Raw genomic sequence first — 13,705 nt, forward strand, 5'->3', positions numbered from 1 at the left:
AACTGAAAGTTGCATTTTTAACAATATTTAAAGAAATTTTCAGTTTTAACCTATTATGTTTGTAAAAAATACCAATGTAATCGTTTGAAATATAGGCCTTTGATCATTAAAATATGAATATAAAAAATACCACCCTATCGTTATTTCTATTGTTATCCGTGCATTTGTTTTCGCAAGAAGTCATTGAAAATAAAGATATTATAAAAATAGAACCAAAATTATCCTATTTAGATTCTATCAAGAAAACTTTCGTAAAAGATGAAATGGCATCTTGTGTTGATAGCTTGTGGATGAAGGAATTAACCAACTTAGATTTATTCAACAATATAACGGATGATATAAAAAACATCAATATTGACGAAAAAGTGGATTATGAATTGCCTACGGAACTTTTGAAAGAAAGACTGGCGGCGATGGATGCAAAATCACCTTTCAATATTGAATACAACCAAGGTTTGGAAAACATCATCAAATCATTTCTAAAATACAGAAAGAAATCTTTTGAACGATTGATGGCGATTTCGGAGTATTACTTCCCGCTTTTTGAAGAAGCGCTTGCCAAACAAAATGTTCCTTTAGAAATAAAATATTTAGCAGTTGTAGAATCCGCTTTAAACCCAAAAGCAGTTTCAAGAGTTGGCGCCACAGGACTTTGGCAGTTTATGTATCAAACCGGAAAGCAATATGGTTTGAAAATTGATTCCTATATTGATGAACGAAGCGATGCTCTGAAAGCTTCTGAATCTGCGGCACAATACATGTCTAATATGTACAAGATATTTGGCGATTGGGATCTCGTTTTAGCCTCTTATAATTCTGGACCGGGAAATGTTTCCAAGGCAATCAGACGTTCTGGCGGGCAACAAAATTATTGGAACATCAGAAAAAATCTTCCAAAAGAAACGCAGGGATATGTGCCTGCTTTTTTAGCAACAATGTACATTTATGAATACCATACGGCACACGGTATAAAACCGGACAGAGCAATAATTAAGCATTTTGCTACGGATACCATCCGGATTAAAAAGCAAATGTCGTTCAAACAAATTTCAGATTTGTTGGACGTTCCCGTTGCACAATTGCAGTTGTTGAATCCATCGTACAAGTTAAATGTGATTCCTTTTTATCACGATGAAAATCATTTTTTAAGATTGCCACAAGATAAAATAGCTGTTTTTGTTTCAAATGAAGACCGAATTTATGCGTACGCCGAACATGAATTAACACTTCGTGAAAAACCATTTCAGGTTACAAAAGCAATTGTTGTGCGTGATACGATGAATTATACCACGGAACGGATTACGCTTCCTAAAACAAAATATTACAAAGTAAAACGCGGAGATAATCTGAGTGAAATAGCCGATAAATATGACGTTGCCATTTCTGATATTAAAAAATGGAATAAATTGAGGAGCAATGCTGTTCCTTATGGGAAAAGTTTAAAAATCATTTCGGAACAAAGTGTCTTAAGAACAGTTAGGAAAGAACCAAAAGTGGAAACAGTTCCTACAGAAACAATTTCTGAAAGTCGAAGAGTAGCAACTTCTGAAGTTAAAGTCAATAAAGAAGAATTGGATTCAAATCCAGAACGAAAAGACATCGAATATGTGGTTCAAAAAGGAGACAATTTAGGGAATATCGCTAAGAAATTTGGTTCTACTTTAACTGATCTGCAGCAGTGGAATAGTTTGTCAGATCACGATATTGCTTTGGGTGCTACTTTGATTGTTGCCAAAAATGAAATTGTGATTGCTACTGATAAAGCTTCTTCCAGTTCTTTCAAGAAAAAAAATATAGCTTCGGTTTCTAAAAAAGAGGCATCGGAGTATTATGTAAAAAAAGGAGATTCTTTATTTAGCATTGCACAAAAATATCCTGGAGTAACCATTTCAGATATTAAAAAATGGAACGATATTCGCGGGGGGAATATAAAACCCGGAATGAAGTTAAAAATAAACGGATAAACTAGAATAGTTTAAGTTTCATTTTCTTAATTTCAACCGCTAATAAAATACGTAAGTTCTCCGTTTTAAATAAAGTATTATAATGTTGAAAAAAATAATTTTTGGTTGTCTTATAATGTTAAGTTCCTGTGCTGTTAAGCAAAAAAGTTTGTCAATGGAGGATTGGTATGGGTATACTAAAAACAGCAACGATAGAGTAGCACCATCACAAGCTTATGATTTTAAGGATGGCATGATTAGAATGCACGGAGAGAATAATGGCTATTTAATGACGAATAGTTCGTATAAAAATTTTGAATTAAGTTTAGAGTTCAGGTGGAATTTAGAAAAGGAATTTTATAGAGGTGATGTGAAAAAAAATAGTGGTGTGATGTACAACATACCTTCAAATTCACCCGATCACATTTGGCCTAAAGGAATTCAATTTCAAATAAAAGAAAATACTACTGGCGATTTTATTTTTTTGGATAATGTAACAGCGAAAGTAAACGGAAAATTGATTGAGGCTGGTGCAAGTGTAGTTTCTCCAAAATTTAGCAGTAATGAGAACCCGTATGGAGAATGGAATACAATTCTCATTCAATCATTCAACGGAAAATGTACCCAATATTTGAACGGAAAATTAGTAAATGAATGTGTTGAGGTATCTTCCAAAGAAGGAAAAATTTCTTTAAACTATGAAGGTTCTCCAATTGATTTTAGGAACATTCAATTAAAAAAAATCCACAAATAGTTTTTTGCTTTTTTCTACAAAAGCTGATCTTTTTTCTCTTTATTTGGTAATTAACATTTTTATAGCCTACCGAATCAATGAATAAAATCCATTTTTTATGTCTGTTTATTCCATTCTTGTTTTTTTCTTGTACAAAGAAGAACGATAATTTACATCGTAAAACGGCGGGAAAAATCAATACAATTTCAGTAATTATTGATGATCAGCTATGGAATGGTGAAATAGGGGACAGCATTCGAAATAAGTTTGCATCACCAGTAATTGGATTGCCACAGGAGGAACCACTTTTTACCATAAATCAATATCCGGTTAAACTTCTGGAGGGATTCATGACGGATACCAGAGCGATTATCGTGGTAAAGAAAGAACAGCAAAATAAATTTGAAATAAAGAAAAATCAATACGCATCACCTCAAAATGTGTTTCATATTTCAGGAAAAACCGGGGCTGATATCATAGCATGCTTAGAAAAAAATGCTTCCCAAATGATTCAGTTGATTAAGCAAGGAGAAATAGCCGAAAGCCAGAAAATCAATAGTCAGTTGCTACTTAATCCACAATTGATCAGTAATAAATTCCAGATCTCCATAAAGATTCCTTCCGGTTATATGTATGTACTTCACAAAAGCAATTTCATGTGGTTAAAAAAGGAAATCATTGGTGGAAATACAAGTTTGCTAATTTATCAGGTTCCTTTAAACTCCATTAAAAAGAACCCAAATTTGATTTCAAATATCATAAAAATGCGGGATTCGATAGGTAATTTATATATCAGCGGAACAGAACCCAATACGAATATGATTACCGAAGAAGCTTATGCGCCATATCTTTCAAAGATTACTCTTGACGGGAAAGAAGCTTATGAGACCAAAGGAACTTGGGAATTAAAAAATGATTTTATGGCGGGTCCTTTTATAAATTATGCCATTATAGACAAGGAATCTAATAGAATTCTGGTTTTGGAAGGTTTATGTTATGCGCCGTCAAAGGAAAAACGGGACTTGATGCATGAGTTGGAATCCATTATAAAATCGGTTGAAATTGAGAAAAAGTAATTTAAATTAAAAAGGAATATTAAATGGCATTAGAATGGAAAATTAAGCCTTTTGAGGCGCTTACTGTTCATGAACTATATGATATACTAAAACTAAGAAGTGAGATCTTTGTAGTGGAACAAAACTGTGTTTATCTAGACCTTGACGGTAAAGACAAGCTGGCGTTACATCTCTTTGGAGAATTTGACGGTGAAATTGTAGCTCATGCCCGGCTTTTCAAAGCAGGAATCAGTTTTGATAACGCTTCAATCGGAAGAGTAACTGTTGATGCTAATTATCGTGACAGAAAATGGGGTCATGACTTAATGCGAGAATCAATTGCCGGAATCGCGCATCATTTTGGCGAAAGCAAAATCACTATTGGAGCACAATTGTATCTAAAAAAATTCTACGAAAACCACGGATTTGTGCAAACCAGCGAAATGTATTTGGAAGATGATATTCCGCATATTGAGATGAAAAGAGCTTAATTCTACTGAATAATTTTCATTTGCAAAGTGGTATAAAATTTCATATTGATGCCATTATCGATTATTCTTTTAGATTCATTATATCTTTTAAATTCAAAATTTATTAATTCTTGCATAGCATCTAAGTTTACTAATAATAATTTACCTCTTTTTGTTTCTATGAAATCTAATTTGATAATTTCTTTGTAATACTTCCATTTTGTAGTAAATTCTAAATGTTGCTCATTGCCTTGCCAACCGTAAACATAAAAATCATAAGGTTTTGTATTCATAAATGCAATTCGAATTAAATTATAATTTTTGTTGTTAAAGGTAAAATAACCACTATGAAATCTAGAAGCTGTAAATTTAACTGTGGTAATATCTGTATCTTTTGAAATCTGATATTTATAATCATTACTAATATTGAAAAAATCAAAATCGACGACGTTTAAACTGTTGTAATAAGTAAGAAAAGCAAACCAATGATCTTCAGTTATTTCTGGTTCAAATCTTGAATAAGCAGAAATATCTGCATTGAAAGAGTTGTTAGAATCATTATTTAACATCCATTGGATATTATTTTTACTCAATACTTTAATATTCAAAGTGTTTAACATTTTTCTATTTACTAATGTGTCTTTATTGTCTTTTAAGACAAAATGATTTGTCAAATAGTTAGTATCACCTTGTTCATAATTTTCTCTTAAATTATATTTTATTTTTTTAAGTATCGCTATTATTTCCTTCCTGTTGGATTCTTTACGAACTACAACAACTTCCTTTAAATTATTAATAGTATCTTGACAATAGGTTATTTACAAACAAAAAATAAGGGTTAGTGACAAGTATAGTTTTTTCATAATTGATTTTTCACAATAATTTTGTAGTCTTAGTCCTAAAAATCAATAATAGTGCCATTAAAATCAATTACCAAATGGAATTTGATTTTAAGTCTTAATTTTTTGTTTTAAAATGATATTTTTTTGTTGCAACCACTCATGCCCGACTTTTCAAAGCAGGAATCAGTTTTGATAATGCTTCTATCAGAAGAGTAACCGTTGCTGCAAATTACCGCGACAGGAAATGGGGGCATGACTTGATGCGTGAAGCTATTACAGGGATTTTGTCTCATTTTGGCGAAAGCAAAACTACCATTGGCGCCCAATTGTACCTGAAAAAATTCTACGAAAGTCAAGGTTTTGTGCAAACCAGCGAAATGTATTTAGAAGATGATATTCCGCATATTGAGATGCAGAAAGTATAATTATATTTTTAAAATAACAAATTCGACTCTTCGGTCAAGAGCTGCTCCTTTACTCAAAGGGAATTTATTTCCACAACCTTTGTAAGTCATTCGTTGTGGACTAATTTTTTTGGAGATTAGATAAAGATAGACATTTCGGGCACGATTAAATGAAAGTTTTCTTTCATGAGTAAATTCATCTATTGCATCTGTATAATAACTAGGGGTGCAGCATACATGTCCTCTAATTTCAAATTCTAGTTTTTGATTTTTTTGCAATATTGCTGCGATTTTGTCTAGTTCTTTTTTCGATTCTAATGGCAAGGCGCTACTTCCAAGCGCAAATAGTATGTTTTCTAAATAAACACGATCACCAACTTTATGCTTTTCTTGAAAAGAATTGTAAATGCCTTTTCCGAAACTATTTTTTTTAACCATAAACAAATCGACGCGTCTGTTTTCAGATCTGGTTTCATTGATGTTTCCTTCGGAGTCTTTGTTCAAGATCACGCGTCCCTTACCTTCAATAACAACAATTTTATTTTTGTTGAAACCATTGGAAGTGAGTATGTCCTGAACTGTTTTTACACGGTTTGTCGATAATTCAAAATTATAATCATTGTCACCTCTGTCGTCACAATAGCCATAAATTTGGATAGATTCAATTTTTGTAGTGTCTGATTTTTTTGCAAAATCGATTATGGTCTTAATTTGGTGATCATTAAGATCATATTTATCAAAATCAAAATAGACTGTTTGTACTGGTTTCTGTTGGGCTGAAAGATGTCCAAAAAACAAAAAAAGGATTATTTTAAAGTATTTATGCATTACAATTTCAAAATGGATTTGTATTCTGAAGTGTTGCTTAAAATGCTAACGGCTTTCTTGATTTCAGAATTATTTTTTATGTAATATTGATATAAACCTTCCTGATATTGGTAGCGTTTAATGATTTCCTCTAAAATCAGATTCTTGATTTCTTTTTGATTTTTATCCAATAAAGCATCTTCGCTTTTTTGCAAAGTAGACAGCAATTGTTGGTAGTCGGCAGTTATGGATCCGTCTATTTTTTCTTTTTTGGCTACCGCCAAAGTGCTTTTCAATGCTAACTCTGTCTCCGTGTCAAAAGAGAATTTCTGGGCTTTTAAAAACTGTTTAAAGTCTAAGAAATCCGCATCAGAAATCGTTGGTATAGTATTGCCTAAAGTTGGATTTTTGTAATAATAACTCGTCACATAATTAAAAACGCCATCGTTTTTGACCAATGCATTTGTTATCGGGCTTAATTTTGTTTCATCAAGTTCCACATCGGGCTGAATGCCTCCACCGTCATAAACCGTTCTTCCCTTTCGGGTTTTGAAAGCATTATAATTCTTCTCTTCGGTTTTTACGGCCAATCCATTTTTGTCTTTATGGGCGTAATCCAGCGCTTGAATACATCTGCCGGAAGGCGTATAATAGCGCGAAATGGTCACCTTTAGTTGCGTTCCATAAGTTAAATTAATGGGTACTTGTACCAATCCTTTTCCAAAACTTCTGCTTCCTAATACCACGGCACGATCTAAATCCTGTAAAGCACCAGAAACAATTTCTGAAGCCGAGGCACTTTTTCCATTTACAATAATGATCAAAGGAATTTCAGTGTCAACAGGTTCTCTAGTAGTTTTATAAATATTGTTGTATTTTTCGATCTTGGATTTTGTAGTTACTATAATTTCATTTTTCGGAACAAAGAGATTACAAATATTTACAGCTTCATTTAAAAGACCTCCGGGATTGCCTCTTAAATCCAAAACAATTCTCTTAGCACCTTCGTTTTTTAGCTGTTCCAATGCCATTTTGGTTTCTACAGAAGCTTTGTTGTTGAAATGGGATAAAACGATATACCCGGTTTCAGCATCTATTTTACCAAAGAAAGGAACCGATTTTATTTCCACTTCATCACGAACAATTTGGGTAGTGTAGGGCTTTCCCTGACGGATGTATTTGATGTCGATTTTAGTGTTTTTTGCACCTTTAAATAATTCGGAGGCATCGTCTTTAAAATCAGATAAAAGAATATCACCTACTTGGGTAATTTCATCACCGGCTCTGAGCCCTGCTTTATCAGCCGGAAAGTTTTTGTATTGCTCTTTTACGATGAGTTTGCCGTCTTTTCGGGTAAGTAAAGCGCCTATTCCAGTATATTCTCCGGTATTGTTTATTTTAAAACTGACCACATCTTGCTCATTAAAATAAACGGTATACGGATCTAAACTGGCTAACATGCCTTTAATGGCTTTGTCCATTAAGTCGCCAGGATTGGTTTCATCGACATAGTTCTTGTTCAATTCCTTGAAAAGGGTGGTGAAAATCTCTATTTGTTTGGCGATTTCAAAAAAATCGTCTTTGAAACTCACACCAACATATAGGAATGCCGAAGCGACAATAGGGATTATGATTTTTTTTTGGAAAAAAGAATTCATGGCTTTTTGGACTAAATTTGAGAGTACTAAATTAAGAATAAATCACCAATAATTATGCAGGATAAAGTGTAAACGCAATTCTACGGTATTTAGTAAAATTGGACTTATTTATTTTCTAAACTGGAGTCACTTTCTGGAAAAGGTTTTTTACTGTTTTGAGCAATAAACTTCTCAAATAGTTGGATGGTTTTGGTATTGATTTCTTCATAACTCAAGCGGTCCTTGCTTTGGTAAAAAAACATAAAAGCATGAGGCTGATCCAGATTATCAATCAATAAATGTTTGTTGAGACGGTAGGTTTCTCGCAACACACGTTTGAAATAATTGCGGTCCACGGCTTTCTTAAAGTGTTTTTTCGAAACGGAAACGCCCATTTTAATTTTTTCATCTGATTTTTCAGGATTACCCAAAGCACCCGAATAATAAACCAATCGCAACGGATATTTAGAAACTGATTTCCCTTCAGAAAACAATAATCCAATGGTGATTTTACTTTTTAGCTTTTCGTTTTTTGGGTAAGTGAAGTTCATTTTAATAGAAAAAAGACATGGATTTTGACTGGCAAAGTTACGATTAAACGTTGAGCCTGTATATTGTTTCCGATTTAAATCGGGCTAAAAATATATTTCTTACTTTTGTGGCAAATTTTTAAAGCATGCAAAAACTAATTTCGTATCCCATATCCATAATTTATTATTTATGTTTTGGTCTTACCTTGGTTATTTTTCACCCAATTCAGTGGGTTTGCTTTCGTGTTTTTGGCTATCAAGCCCACAAAAAAAGTGTTGATTATCTGAATTTTTTCTTATTAAAATGTACGAATCTTTTAGGAACAACCTATAAATTTGAAAATATTGAAAGCCTTCCTAAAAATGTCCCTTTGATTTTTGTGTCCAATCATCAAAGTATGTACGATATTATTGCTATGATTTGGTTTTTCCGCCGATTTCATTGTAAATTTGTCAGTAAGAAAGAATTAGGAAGCGGCATTCCAAGCGTGTCTTTTAATTTACGTCATGGCGGTTCCGTTCTTATTGATAGAAAAGACCCTAAACAAGCCATTCCAGCTATCAAAGGATTGTCGGAATATATTGAAAAATACAAACGTACGGCAGTTATTTTTCCGGAAGGAACGCGAAGTAAAACAGGGAAACCAAAAGAGTTTGCTCAAAGCGGGTTGAAAATTTTGTGTAAATACGCTCCATCGGCATATGTTGTTCCAATAAGCATAAATAATTCTTGGAAAATGGTTAAATACGGATTTTTTCCTTTAGGTTTAGGAAATCATCTTACCTTTGTAGTACACAAACCATTAGCGGTTAAAGATTATAATTTTGCGGAATTAATGGAAAAAACAGAAACAGCAGTTGTTCAAGGAATAAAAATTTAATTTATATATAATGTCTATAAAAAACATTCGATTAGAAGTAATGCAGTTTTTAGAAAAAAACGTAGATAGCTTTGTCGATCAGTATCTAATTCCAGTAGAAAAAATATGGCAACCAACAGATTTTTTGCCTAATTCTCAAAGCGATACTTTTTTTGATGAGGTCAAAGAATTACGTGAAATTGCAAAAGAATTACCATATGATTTCTGGGTGACTTTAGTGGGGGATACCATTACTGAGGAAGCATTACCAACATACGAATCTTGGTTAATGGACGTAGAAGGGATTGATAATGTAGAGCGAAACGGATGGTCTAAATGGATCAGACAGTGGACTGGAGAGGAAAATCGTCACGGCGATTTACTGAGCAAATATTTGTATCTCTCAGGTCGTGTAAACATGCGCGAAGTAGAAATGACAACGCAACACCTTATTAACGATGGTTTTGATATTGGAACCGGAAGAGATCCCTACAAAAACTTTGTTTACACTAGTTTTCAAGAGCTGGCAACTTACGTTTCTCACAACAGAGTAGCACAAATGGCTAAGAAATATGGAGATAACAAATTGTCTAAAATGTGCAAAATGATTGCTGGTGACGAGATGCGTCATCATCATGCCTATAGCGAATTTGTAAATCGAATTTTTCAGGTAGATCCTAGTGAAATGATGCTTGCATTTCAATACATGATGAAAGCAAAAATCGTTATGCCAGCGCATTTCTTGAGAGAATCAGGTGAAAAAATAAGCACTGCTTTCGAACAATTTTCTGATTCGGCACAAAGAATTGGCGTTTATACAGCAGCGGATTATGTAGATATCATGCAAAAATTAATTGACAAATGGGAAATTGACAAGATTACCGGTTTGACTGATGAAGCAGAGAAAGCGCGTGATTATTTGATGAAATTACCGGGCAGAATGGCAAAAATATCCGAAAGATTAGTTATTCCACAAGAATCACATATTTTCAAATGGGTAGAGCCAGCCAGACTTTAAATTTTTGATTTAAGAATAATGAATGTTGATTTTTGAAGTTTGTCTTCGGAAATCAACATTTTTTTTATAAAATATAACAATGAACAATCCCGATTTAATTAGTAAAACAATTCTTTTTGTAAAAACAAAACTAGAAAATGCCGAAGGTGGACACGATTGGTTTCATATCGAAAGAGTATATCGAAATGCTATTTTGATCTCTAAAAACGAAGCTTGTGAGACAACGATTGTTCAGCTTGGTGCTTTGCTTCATGATATTGCAGATAGTAAATTCCATAACGGAGATGAAACCATTGGCCCTAAAATAGCACGAGAATTCCTGGAATCAGAAAATGTTGACGAAGGAATCATCGCTCATGTAGTTAATATCGTTGATAACATTTCTTATAAAGGCGGTAATTTCGAAAAGAAATTCTCTTCAATTGAACTGGATGTTGTTCAAGATGCGGATCGATTAGACGCTATTGGTGCCATTGGAATTGCAAGAGCATTCAATTATGGTGGATTTAAAAATAGAACGCTCTATGACCCTAAAATAGCTCCAAACACAAGGATGACGAAAGAAGAATACAAGAGCAGCGATTCTCCAACGATCAATCATTTTTATGAAAAGTTATTTCTCCTAAAAGATAAAATGAATACACAAACCGGAAAACAAATTGCAAAGGAAAGACACCGCTATATGGAAGGTTTTATTTCGCAATTTTATGCGGAATGGGAGGGGGAGAAATAGGATTTTTGATTGCGGTTTAACGATTTTAAATTTCAGATTTTTTTTTCGATTGCTGGTTTTTAAATCAAAAATCAGCAATCGTTAATCAAATATCTTAAATCGAAATATTTTTCGCTTTCATTTCTATAATTACATCCGAAGCATTCTTGAAAGTGGGTGCTTGTTCAATAATGCTTCCCACTCTTTTTTTGTTGAGTTTAAAGGTAATGTCGTTTTCTGTTGTAAACAACAATGCGGTTAAAAACGGATTATTCATATATGGAGCCAAAACAAAAAAGGCCTCTTCCAACGAATGGAAACTTTCTACTTCTTCCGTTTTATAACGCGCCGTAATCGAAAGGCTAAACACGTCATTTTCCAATAAAACGGGACGCACATAAATATTTTTCAATTCGGTGTCGCCAATGGTTTTTGCCAAAGTTAATTTGGCGTAGGTTTTATTTTCGATGCTTTCTTTTACTTTTTCCCAAAATTGGGCAAATACGGGTTGGAAGGACATAGGTTTTATTTTAATAAATTAATCTTGTTGAAAGTGCAAAATTAAGATATAGCAAATCAATTTCATTTTTTTTATAACAAATAATTCCAAAAATTCTCTTTGTGAATGACTTCTGTAGTTTTTGGATGGTATTTCTCTGTAAATGATTTTGTAAACCGCACTTTCTGATTCGGACTGTATTTGATTTCAAAAGCTTCGATTTCGGTGTTTTTTATCTCCAAATAATCAATTTCAGCTTGCTGGGTATTTCTCCAAAAATAGGTATCTTTGAACTTTTCGTCATAGACCAGTTTCTTCTTGCGTTCGCTGATAATGAAGTTTTCCCACAGCGCGCCAATATCATCACGAAGTTCTATTGGATTAAAATTCTTGATAATTCTATTCCGCAAACCATTGTCCCAAAAATATACTTTTCTGCCTTTTTTTAATTCGTTATCTTGGTTTTTGCTAAAAGCGGGCAAACTAAAAATGATAAAATTTTTCTCCAATATATCAATGTATTTTTCAACTGTCAATCTGTTAATTCCTATGTCGTTTGATAGCGAACTGTAATTTATTTCAGATCCAATTCGGTATGCCAGTATTTGAACCAAACGTTGCAAAGAGGCCGATTTTTTTATACCATCAAGATTCAAAATGTCTTTATATAAAAAACCATCCACCAAATCATTGAGTATTTTTTCTTCTTTTCCGGGATTATTCACCACTTCAGGATAATAACCATAAACCAATCGATGAGGAATCAACCGGGTTTCTTCAACGAAGTTGGTGTGATTAACCATTTCGCTATAAGTTAATGGAAAAAGCTGTAATTCTTCTTTTCTTCCCATCATGGATTCTTTGGTTTTGTCAGCCAATTCAAAAGCACTGCTTCCAGATGCAATAACTTGAATATCCGGAGAATTATCGACCATCCGCTTGATTAGCAATCCTATATTATGAATCATTTGTGCCTCGTCGATTACCAATATCTGATTCGTTCCAACCAAAGCTTTCAGTCTGTCTGTTGTGATGTTTTCGAGCAAAAGCTGGGTGTCGGGTTCGTCTCCATTCAGCCACAAAGCAGTATTATTTTTGATGGTGTTTCTGATCAAAGATGTTTTTCCTACTTGCCTTGCGCCAAATATCAAAATTGCTTTTCCTTTGAAAAGGTAGCTGTTAGTTAAGTTTTGTTGGGTACGATTAATCATTTTGGGGATATTTAGACGACAAATATATAATAAAATGACATTACAATATCTAAAAAGTATAATAATATGATATTATAGTATCAAAAAAGTATAATAATAGGATAGTGTAATATCATATTATTATACTTTTTAGATGTTTTAAAAGAGAATTGTTCCTTTTAAAACGGATCACTGCGACTGAATACTACAATCTATTTCCCAGTAAACACCGCTTTTCTTTTCTCTAAAAACGCCGTTGTCCCTTCTTTAAAATCTTCAGTCCCGAAACATTTTCCAAAAGCTTTTATTTCGGTTTCATACCCATTTTTGCCTTCTTTGAAATTGGCATTGATGGCTTTTATGGCTTTACCAATTGCGTAAGGGGAGTTTTTCATTATTCTTTGTGCGACACTAGTACAATAATCCAAAAGTTCGGCATCAGGCACCACATGATTTACCAGTCCGGTTCTATAGGCATCTTGTGCGGTTACCATTCCGGCGGTCAGGATCATTTCCATGGCGCGTCCTTTTCCTATCAATTGTGGTAAACGTTGCGTTCCGCCATAACCAGGAATCAATCCAAGTGAAACTTCAGGCAAACCCATTTTTGCATTTTCGGAAGCCACTCTGAAATGACACGCCATCGCCAATTCTAATCCACCACCCAATGCAAAACCATTAATAGCTGCGATAACAGGAGTTTTAAGATTTTCGATAAAATTAAATAATTTTTCCTGTCCTTCAGCTGCTAATTGCATTCCTTCTTCGATAGAAAAATTAGCAAACTCAGCAATATCAGCTCCTGCAACAAAAGCTTTTTCACCACTTCCAGTTAGAATAATAGACCGAATTTCATTGTTTTTCCCCAATGTTTTGAATGCTTTATACAAATCAGTAATAGTAGCTTTGTTCAAAGCATTTAGTTTTGTAGGGCGATTAACGGTTATCGTTGCGATAGTATTCTCTGTTGTAATTAAAAGATTTTCGTAATTCATGATGGTAATT

At 33.4% G+C, this 13,705-nt stretch carries 14 protein-coding genes and 1 pseudogene; 8 read left to right on the plus strand and 7 right to left on the minus strand.

Annotated features, from left to right (window positions below):
* The first annotated feature begins 113 nt into the window (after positions 1-113).
* From ACM55K_RS02365 to ACM55K_RS02380, 4 genes are all read left to right on the plus strand, one after another.
* Complete coding sequence (locus ACM55K_RS02365; RefSeq protein ID WP_416848647.1) at positions 114-1,964, plus strand: LysM peptidoglycan-binding domain-containing protein; 1,851 nt, start codon at positions 114-116, stop codon at positions 1,962-1,964.
* An 82-nt stretch (positions 1,965-2,046) separates the two neighbouring features.
* Positions 2,047-2,697 (plus strand): 3-keto-disaccharide hydrolase, encoded by a 651-nt coding sequence (locus ACM55K_RS02370; protein ID WP_416848648.1) that lies wholly within the window; start codon positions 2,047-2,049, stop codon positions 2,695-2,697.
* Between the two features lie 77 nt (positions 2,698-2,774).
* Positions 2,775-3,752, plus strand: coding sequence for a DUF4837 family protein (locus ACM55K_RS02375; protein WP_416848649.1), 978 nt, complete (start codon positions 2,775-2,777; stop codon positions 3,750-3,752).
* 23 nt (positions 3,753-3,775) lie between these two features.
* Positions 3,776-4,222 carry a GNAT family N-acetyltransferase gene (locus ACM55K_RS02380; RefSeq protein ID WP_416848650.1) on the plus strand — a complete coding sequence of 149 codons (447 nt, stop codon included), beginning with the start codon at positions 3,776-3,778 and terminating at the stop codon, positions 4,220-4,222.
* A 2-nt stretch (positions 4,223-4,224) separates the two neighbouring features.
* On the opposite strand, the gene ACM55K_RS02385 is transcribed toward ACM55K_RS02380, so the two are convergent.
* Positions 4,225-4,821: a hypothetical protein gene (locus ACM55K_RS02385; protein WP_416848651.1), complete on the minus strand. Its 597-nt coding sequence runs from the start codon at positions 4,819-4,821 to the stop codon at positions 4,225-4,227.
* Positions 4,822-5,198: 377 nt separating this feature from the next.
* Here ACM55K_RS02385 and ACM55K_RS02390 point away from each other — a divergent pair.
* Positions 5,199-5,468: pseudogene (locus ACM55K_RS02390) on the plus strand (GNAT family N-acetyltransferase); the annotation flags it as partial.
* Here the strand turns inward: ACM55K_RS02390 and ACM55K_RS02395 are convergent.
* The 3 genes from ACM55K_RS02395 to rnpA form a co-directional block, all read right to left on the minus strand.
* Positions 5,469-6,275 (minus strand): OmpA family protein, encoded by an 807-nt coding sequence (locus ACM55K_RS02395; RefSeq protein ID WP_416848652.1) that lies wholly within the window; start codon positions 6,273-6,275, stop codon positions 5,469-5,471.
* On the minus strand, positions 6,275-7,912 hold the full coding sequence (locus ACM55K_RS02400; protein ID WP_416848653.1) for a S41 family peptidase: 1,638 nt from the start codon (positions 7,910-7,912) through the stop codon (positions 6,275-6,277). Before ACM55K_RS02400 ends, ACM55K_RS02395 begins: the two co-directional genes overlap by 1 nt.
* A gap of 104 nt (positions 7,913-8,016) precedes the next feature.
* The gene (gene rnpA, locus ACM55K_RS02405; protein WP_416848654.1) at positions 8,017-8,442 is read right to left on the minus strand and encodes a ribonuclease P protein component; all 426 of its coding nucleotides are present in this window, start codon (positions 8,440-8,442) and stop codon (positions 8,017-8,019) included.
* Between the two features lie 125 nt (positions 8,443-8,567).
* Here rnpA and ACM55K_RS02410 point away from each other — a divergent pair, with 125 nt between their 5' ends.
* The 3 genes from ACM55K_RS02410 (at position 8,568) to ACM55K_RS02420 (ending at position 11,032) form a co-directional block, all read left to right on the plus strand.
* Positions 8,568-9,302: a lysophospholipid acyltransferase family protein gene (locus ACM55K_RS02410; protein WP_416848655.1), complete on the plus strand. Its 735-nt coding sequence runs from the start codon at positions 8,568-8,570 to the stop codon at positions 9,300-9,302.
* A 10-nt stretch (positions 9,303-9,312) separates the two neighbouring features.
* Positions 9,313-10,299 carry an acyl-ACP desaturase gene (locus ACM55K_RS02415; protein WP_416848656.1) on the plus strand — a complete coding sequence of 329 codons (987 nt, stop codon included), beginning with the start codon at positions 9,313-9,315 and terminating at the stop codon, positions 10,297-10,299.
* 79 nt (positions 10,300-10,378) lie between these two features.
* Positions 10,379-11,032 (plus strand): HD domain-containing protein, encoded by a 654-nt coding sequence (locus tag ACM55K_RS02420; protein WP_416848657.1) that lies wholly within the window; start codon positions 10,379-10,381, stop codon positions 11,030-11,032.
* Positions 11,033-11,126: 94 nt separating this feature from the next.
* Here the strand turns inward: ACM55K_RS02420 and ACM55K_RS02425 are convergent, their stop codons facing one another.
* From ACM55K_RS02425 to ACM55K_RS02435, 3 genes are all read right to left on the minus strand, one after another.
* A complete protein-coding gene (locus tag ACM55K_RS02425; protein WP_416848658.1) occupies positions 11,127-11,531 on the minus strand; it encodes a hypothetical protein in 405 nt (134 codons plus the stop codon).
* Between the two features lie 71 nt (positions 11,532-11,602).
* The gene (locus ACM55K_RS02430; RefSeq protein WP_416848659.1) at positions 11,603-12,721 is read right to left on the minus strand and encodes an ATP-binding protein; all 1,119 of its coding nucleotides are present in this window, start codon (positions 12,719-12,721) and stop codon (positions 11,603-11,605) included.
* Positions 12,722-12,912: 191 nt separating this feature from the next.
* A complete protein-coding gene (locus tag ACM55K_RS02435) occupies positions 12,913-13,695 on the minus strand; it encodes an enoyl-CoA hydratase/isomerase family protein (RefSeq protein ID WP_416848660.1) in 783 nt (260 codons plus the stop codon).
* Between the last annotated feature and the right edge of the window lie 10 nt (positions 13,696-13,705).

The organism is Flavobacterium arabinosi (assembly GCF_048158725.1).
In the GTDB taxonomy this organism is placed as follows: Bacteria; Bacteroidota; Bacteroidia; order Flavobacteriales; family Flavobacteriaceae; genus Flavobacterium; species Flavobacterium arabinosi.

Excerpts from the sequence above, each read along its gene's own strand:
- ACM55K_RS02365 (WP_416848647.1), top strand. The coding sequence starts at position 114 with ATGAATATAAAAAATACCACCCTATCGTTATTTCTATTGTTATCCGTG.
- ACM55K_RS02370 (WP_416848648.1), top strand. The coding sequence starts at position 2,047 with ATGTTGAAAAAAATAATTTTTGGTTGTCTTATAATGTTAAGTTCCTGT.
- ACM55K_RS02375 (WP_416848649.1), top strand. The coding sequence starts at position 2,775 with ATGAATAAAATCCATTTTTTATGTCTGTTTATTCCATTCTTGTTTTTT.
- ACM55K_RS02380 (WP_416848650.1), top strand. The coding sequence starts at position 3,776 with ATGGCATTAGAATGGAAAATTAAGCCTTTTGAGGCGCTTACTGTTCAT.
- ACM55K_RS02385 (WP_416848651.1), bottom strand. The coding sequence starts at position 4,821 with ATGTTAAACACTTTGAATATTAAAGTATTGAGTAAAAATAATATCCAA.
- ACM55K_RS02395 (WP_416848652.1), bottom strand. The coding sequence starts at position 6,275 with ATGCATAAATACTTTAAAATAATCCTTTTTTTGTTTTTTGGACATCTT.
- ACM55K_RS02400 (WP_416848653.1), bottom strand. The coding sequence starts at position 7,912 with ATGAATTCTTTTTTCCAAAAAAAAATCATAATCCCTATTGTCGCTTCG.
- rnpA (WP_416848654.1), bottom strand. The coding sequence starts at position 8,442 with ATGAACTTCACTTACCCAAAAAACGAAAAGCTAAAAAGTAAAATCACC.
- ACM55K_RS02410 (WP_416848655.1), top strand. The coding sequence starts at position 8,568 with ATGCAAAAACTAATTTCGTATCCCATATCCATAATTTATTATTTATGT.
- ACM55K_RS02415 (WP_416848656.1), top strand. The coding sequence starts at position 9,313 with ATGTCTATAAAAAACATTCGATTAGAAGTAATGCAGTTTTTAGAAAAA.
- ACM55K_RS02420 (WP_416848657.1), top strand. The coding sequence starts at position 10,379 with ATGAACAATCCCGATTTAATTAGTAAAACAATTCTTTTTGTAAAAACA.
- ACM55K_RS02425 (WP_416848658.1), bottom strand. The coding sequence starts at position 11,531 with ATGTCCTTCCAACCCGTATTTGCCCAATTTTGGGAAAAAGTAAAAGAA.
- ACM55K_RS02430 (WP_416848659.1), bottom strand. The coding sequence starts at position 12,721 with ATGATTAATCGTACCCAACAAAACTTAACTAACAGCTACCTTTTCAAA.
- ACM55K_RS02435 (WP_416848660.1), bottom strand. The coding sequence starts at position 13,695 with ATGAATTACGAAAATCTTTTAATTACAACAGAGAATACTATCGCAACG.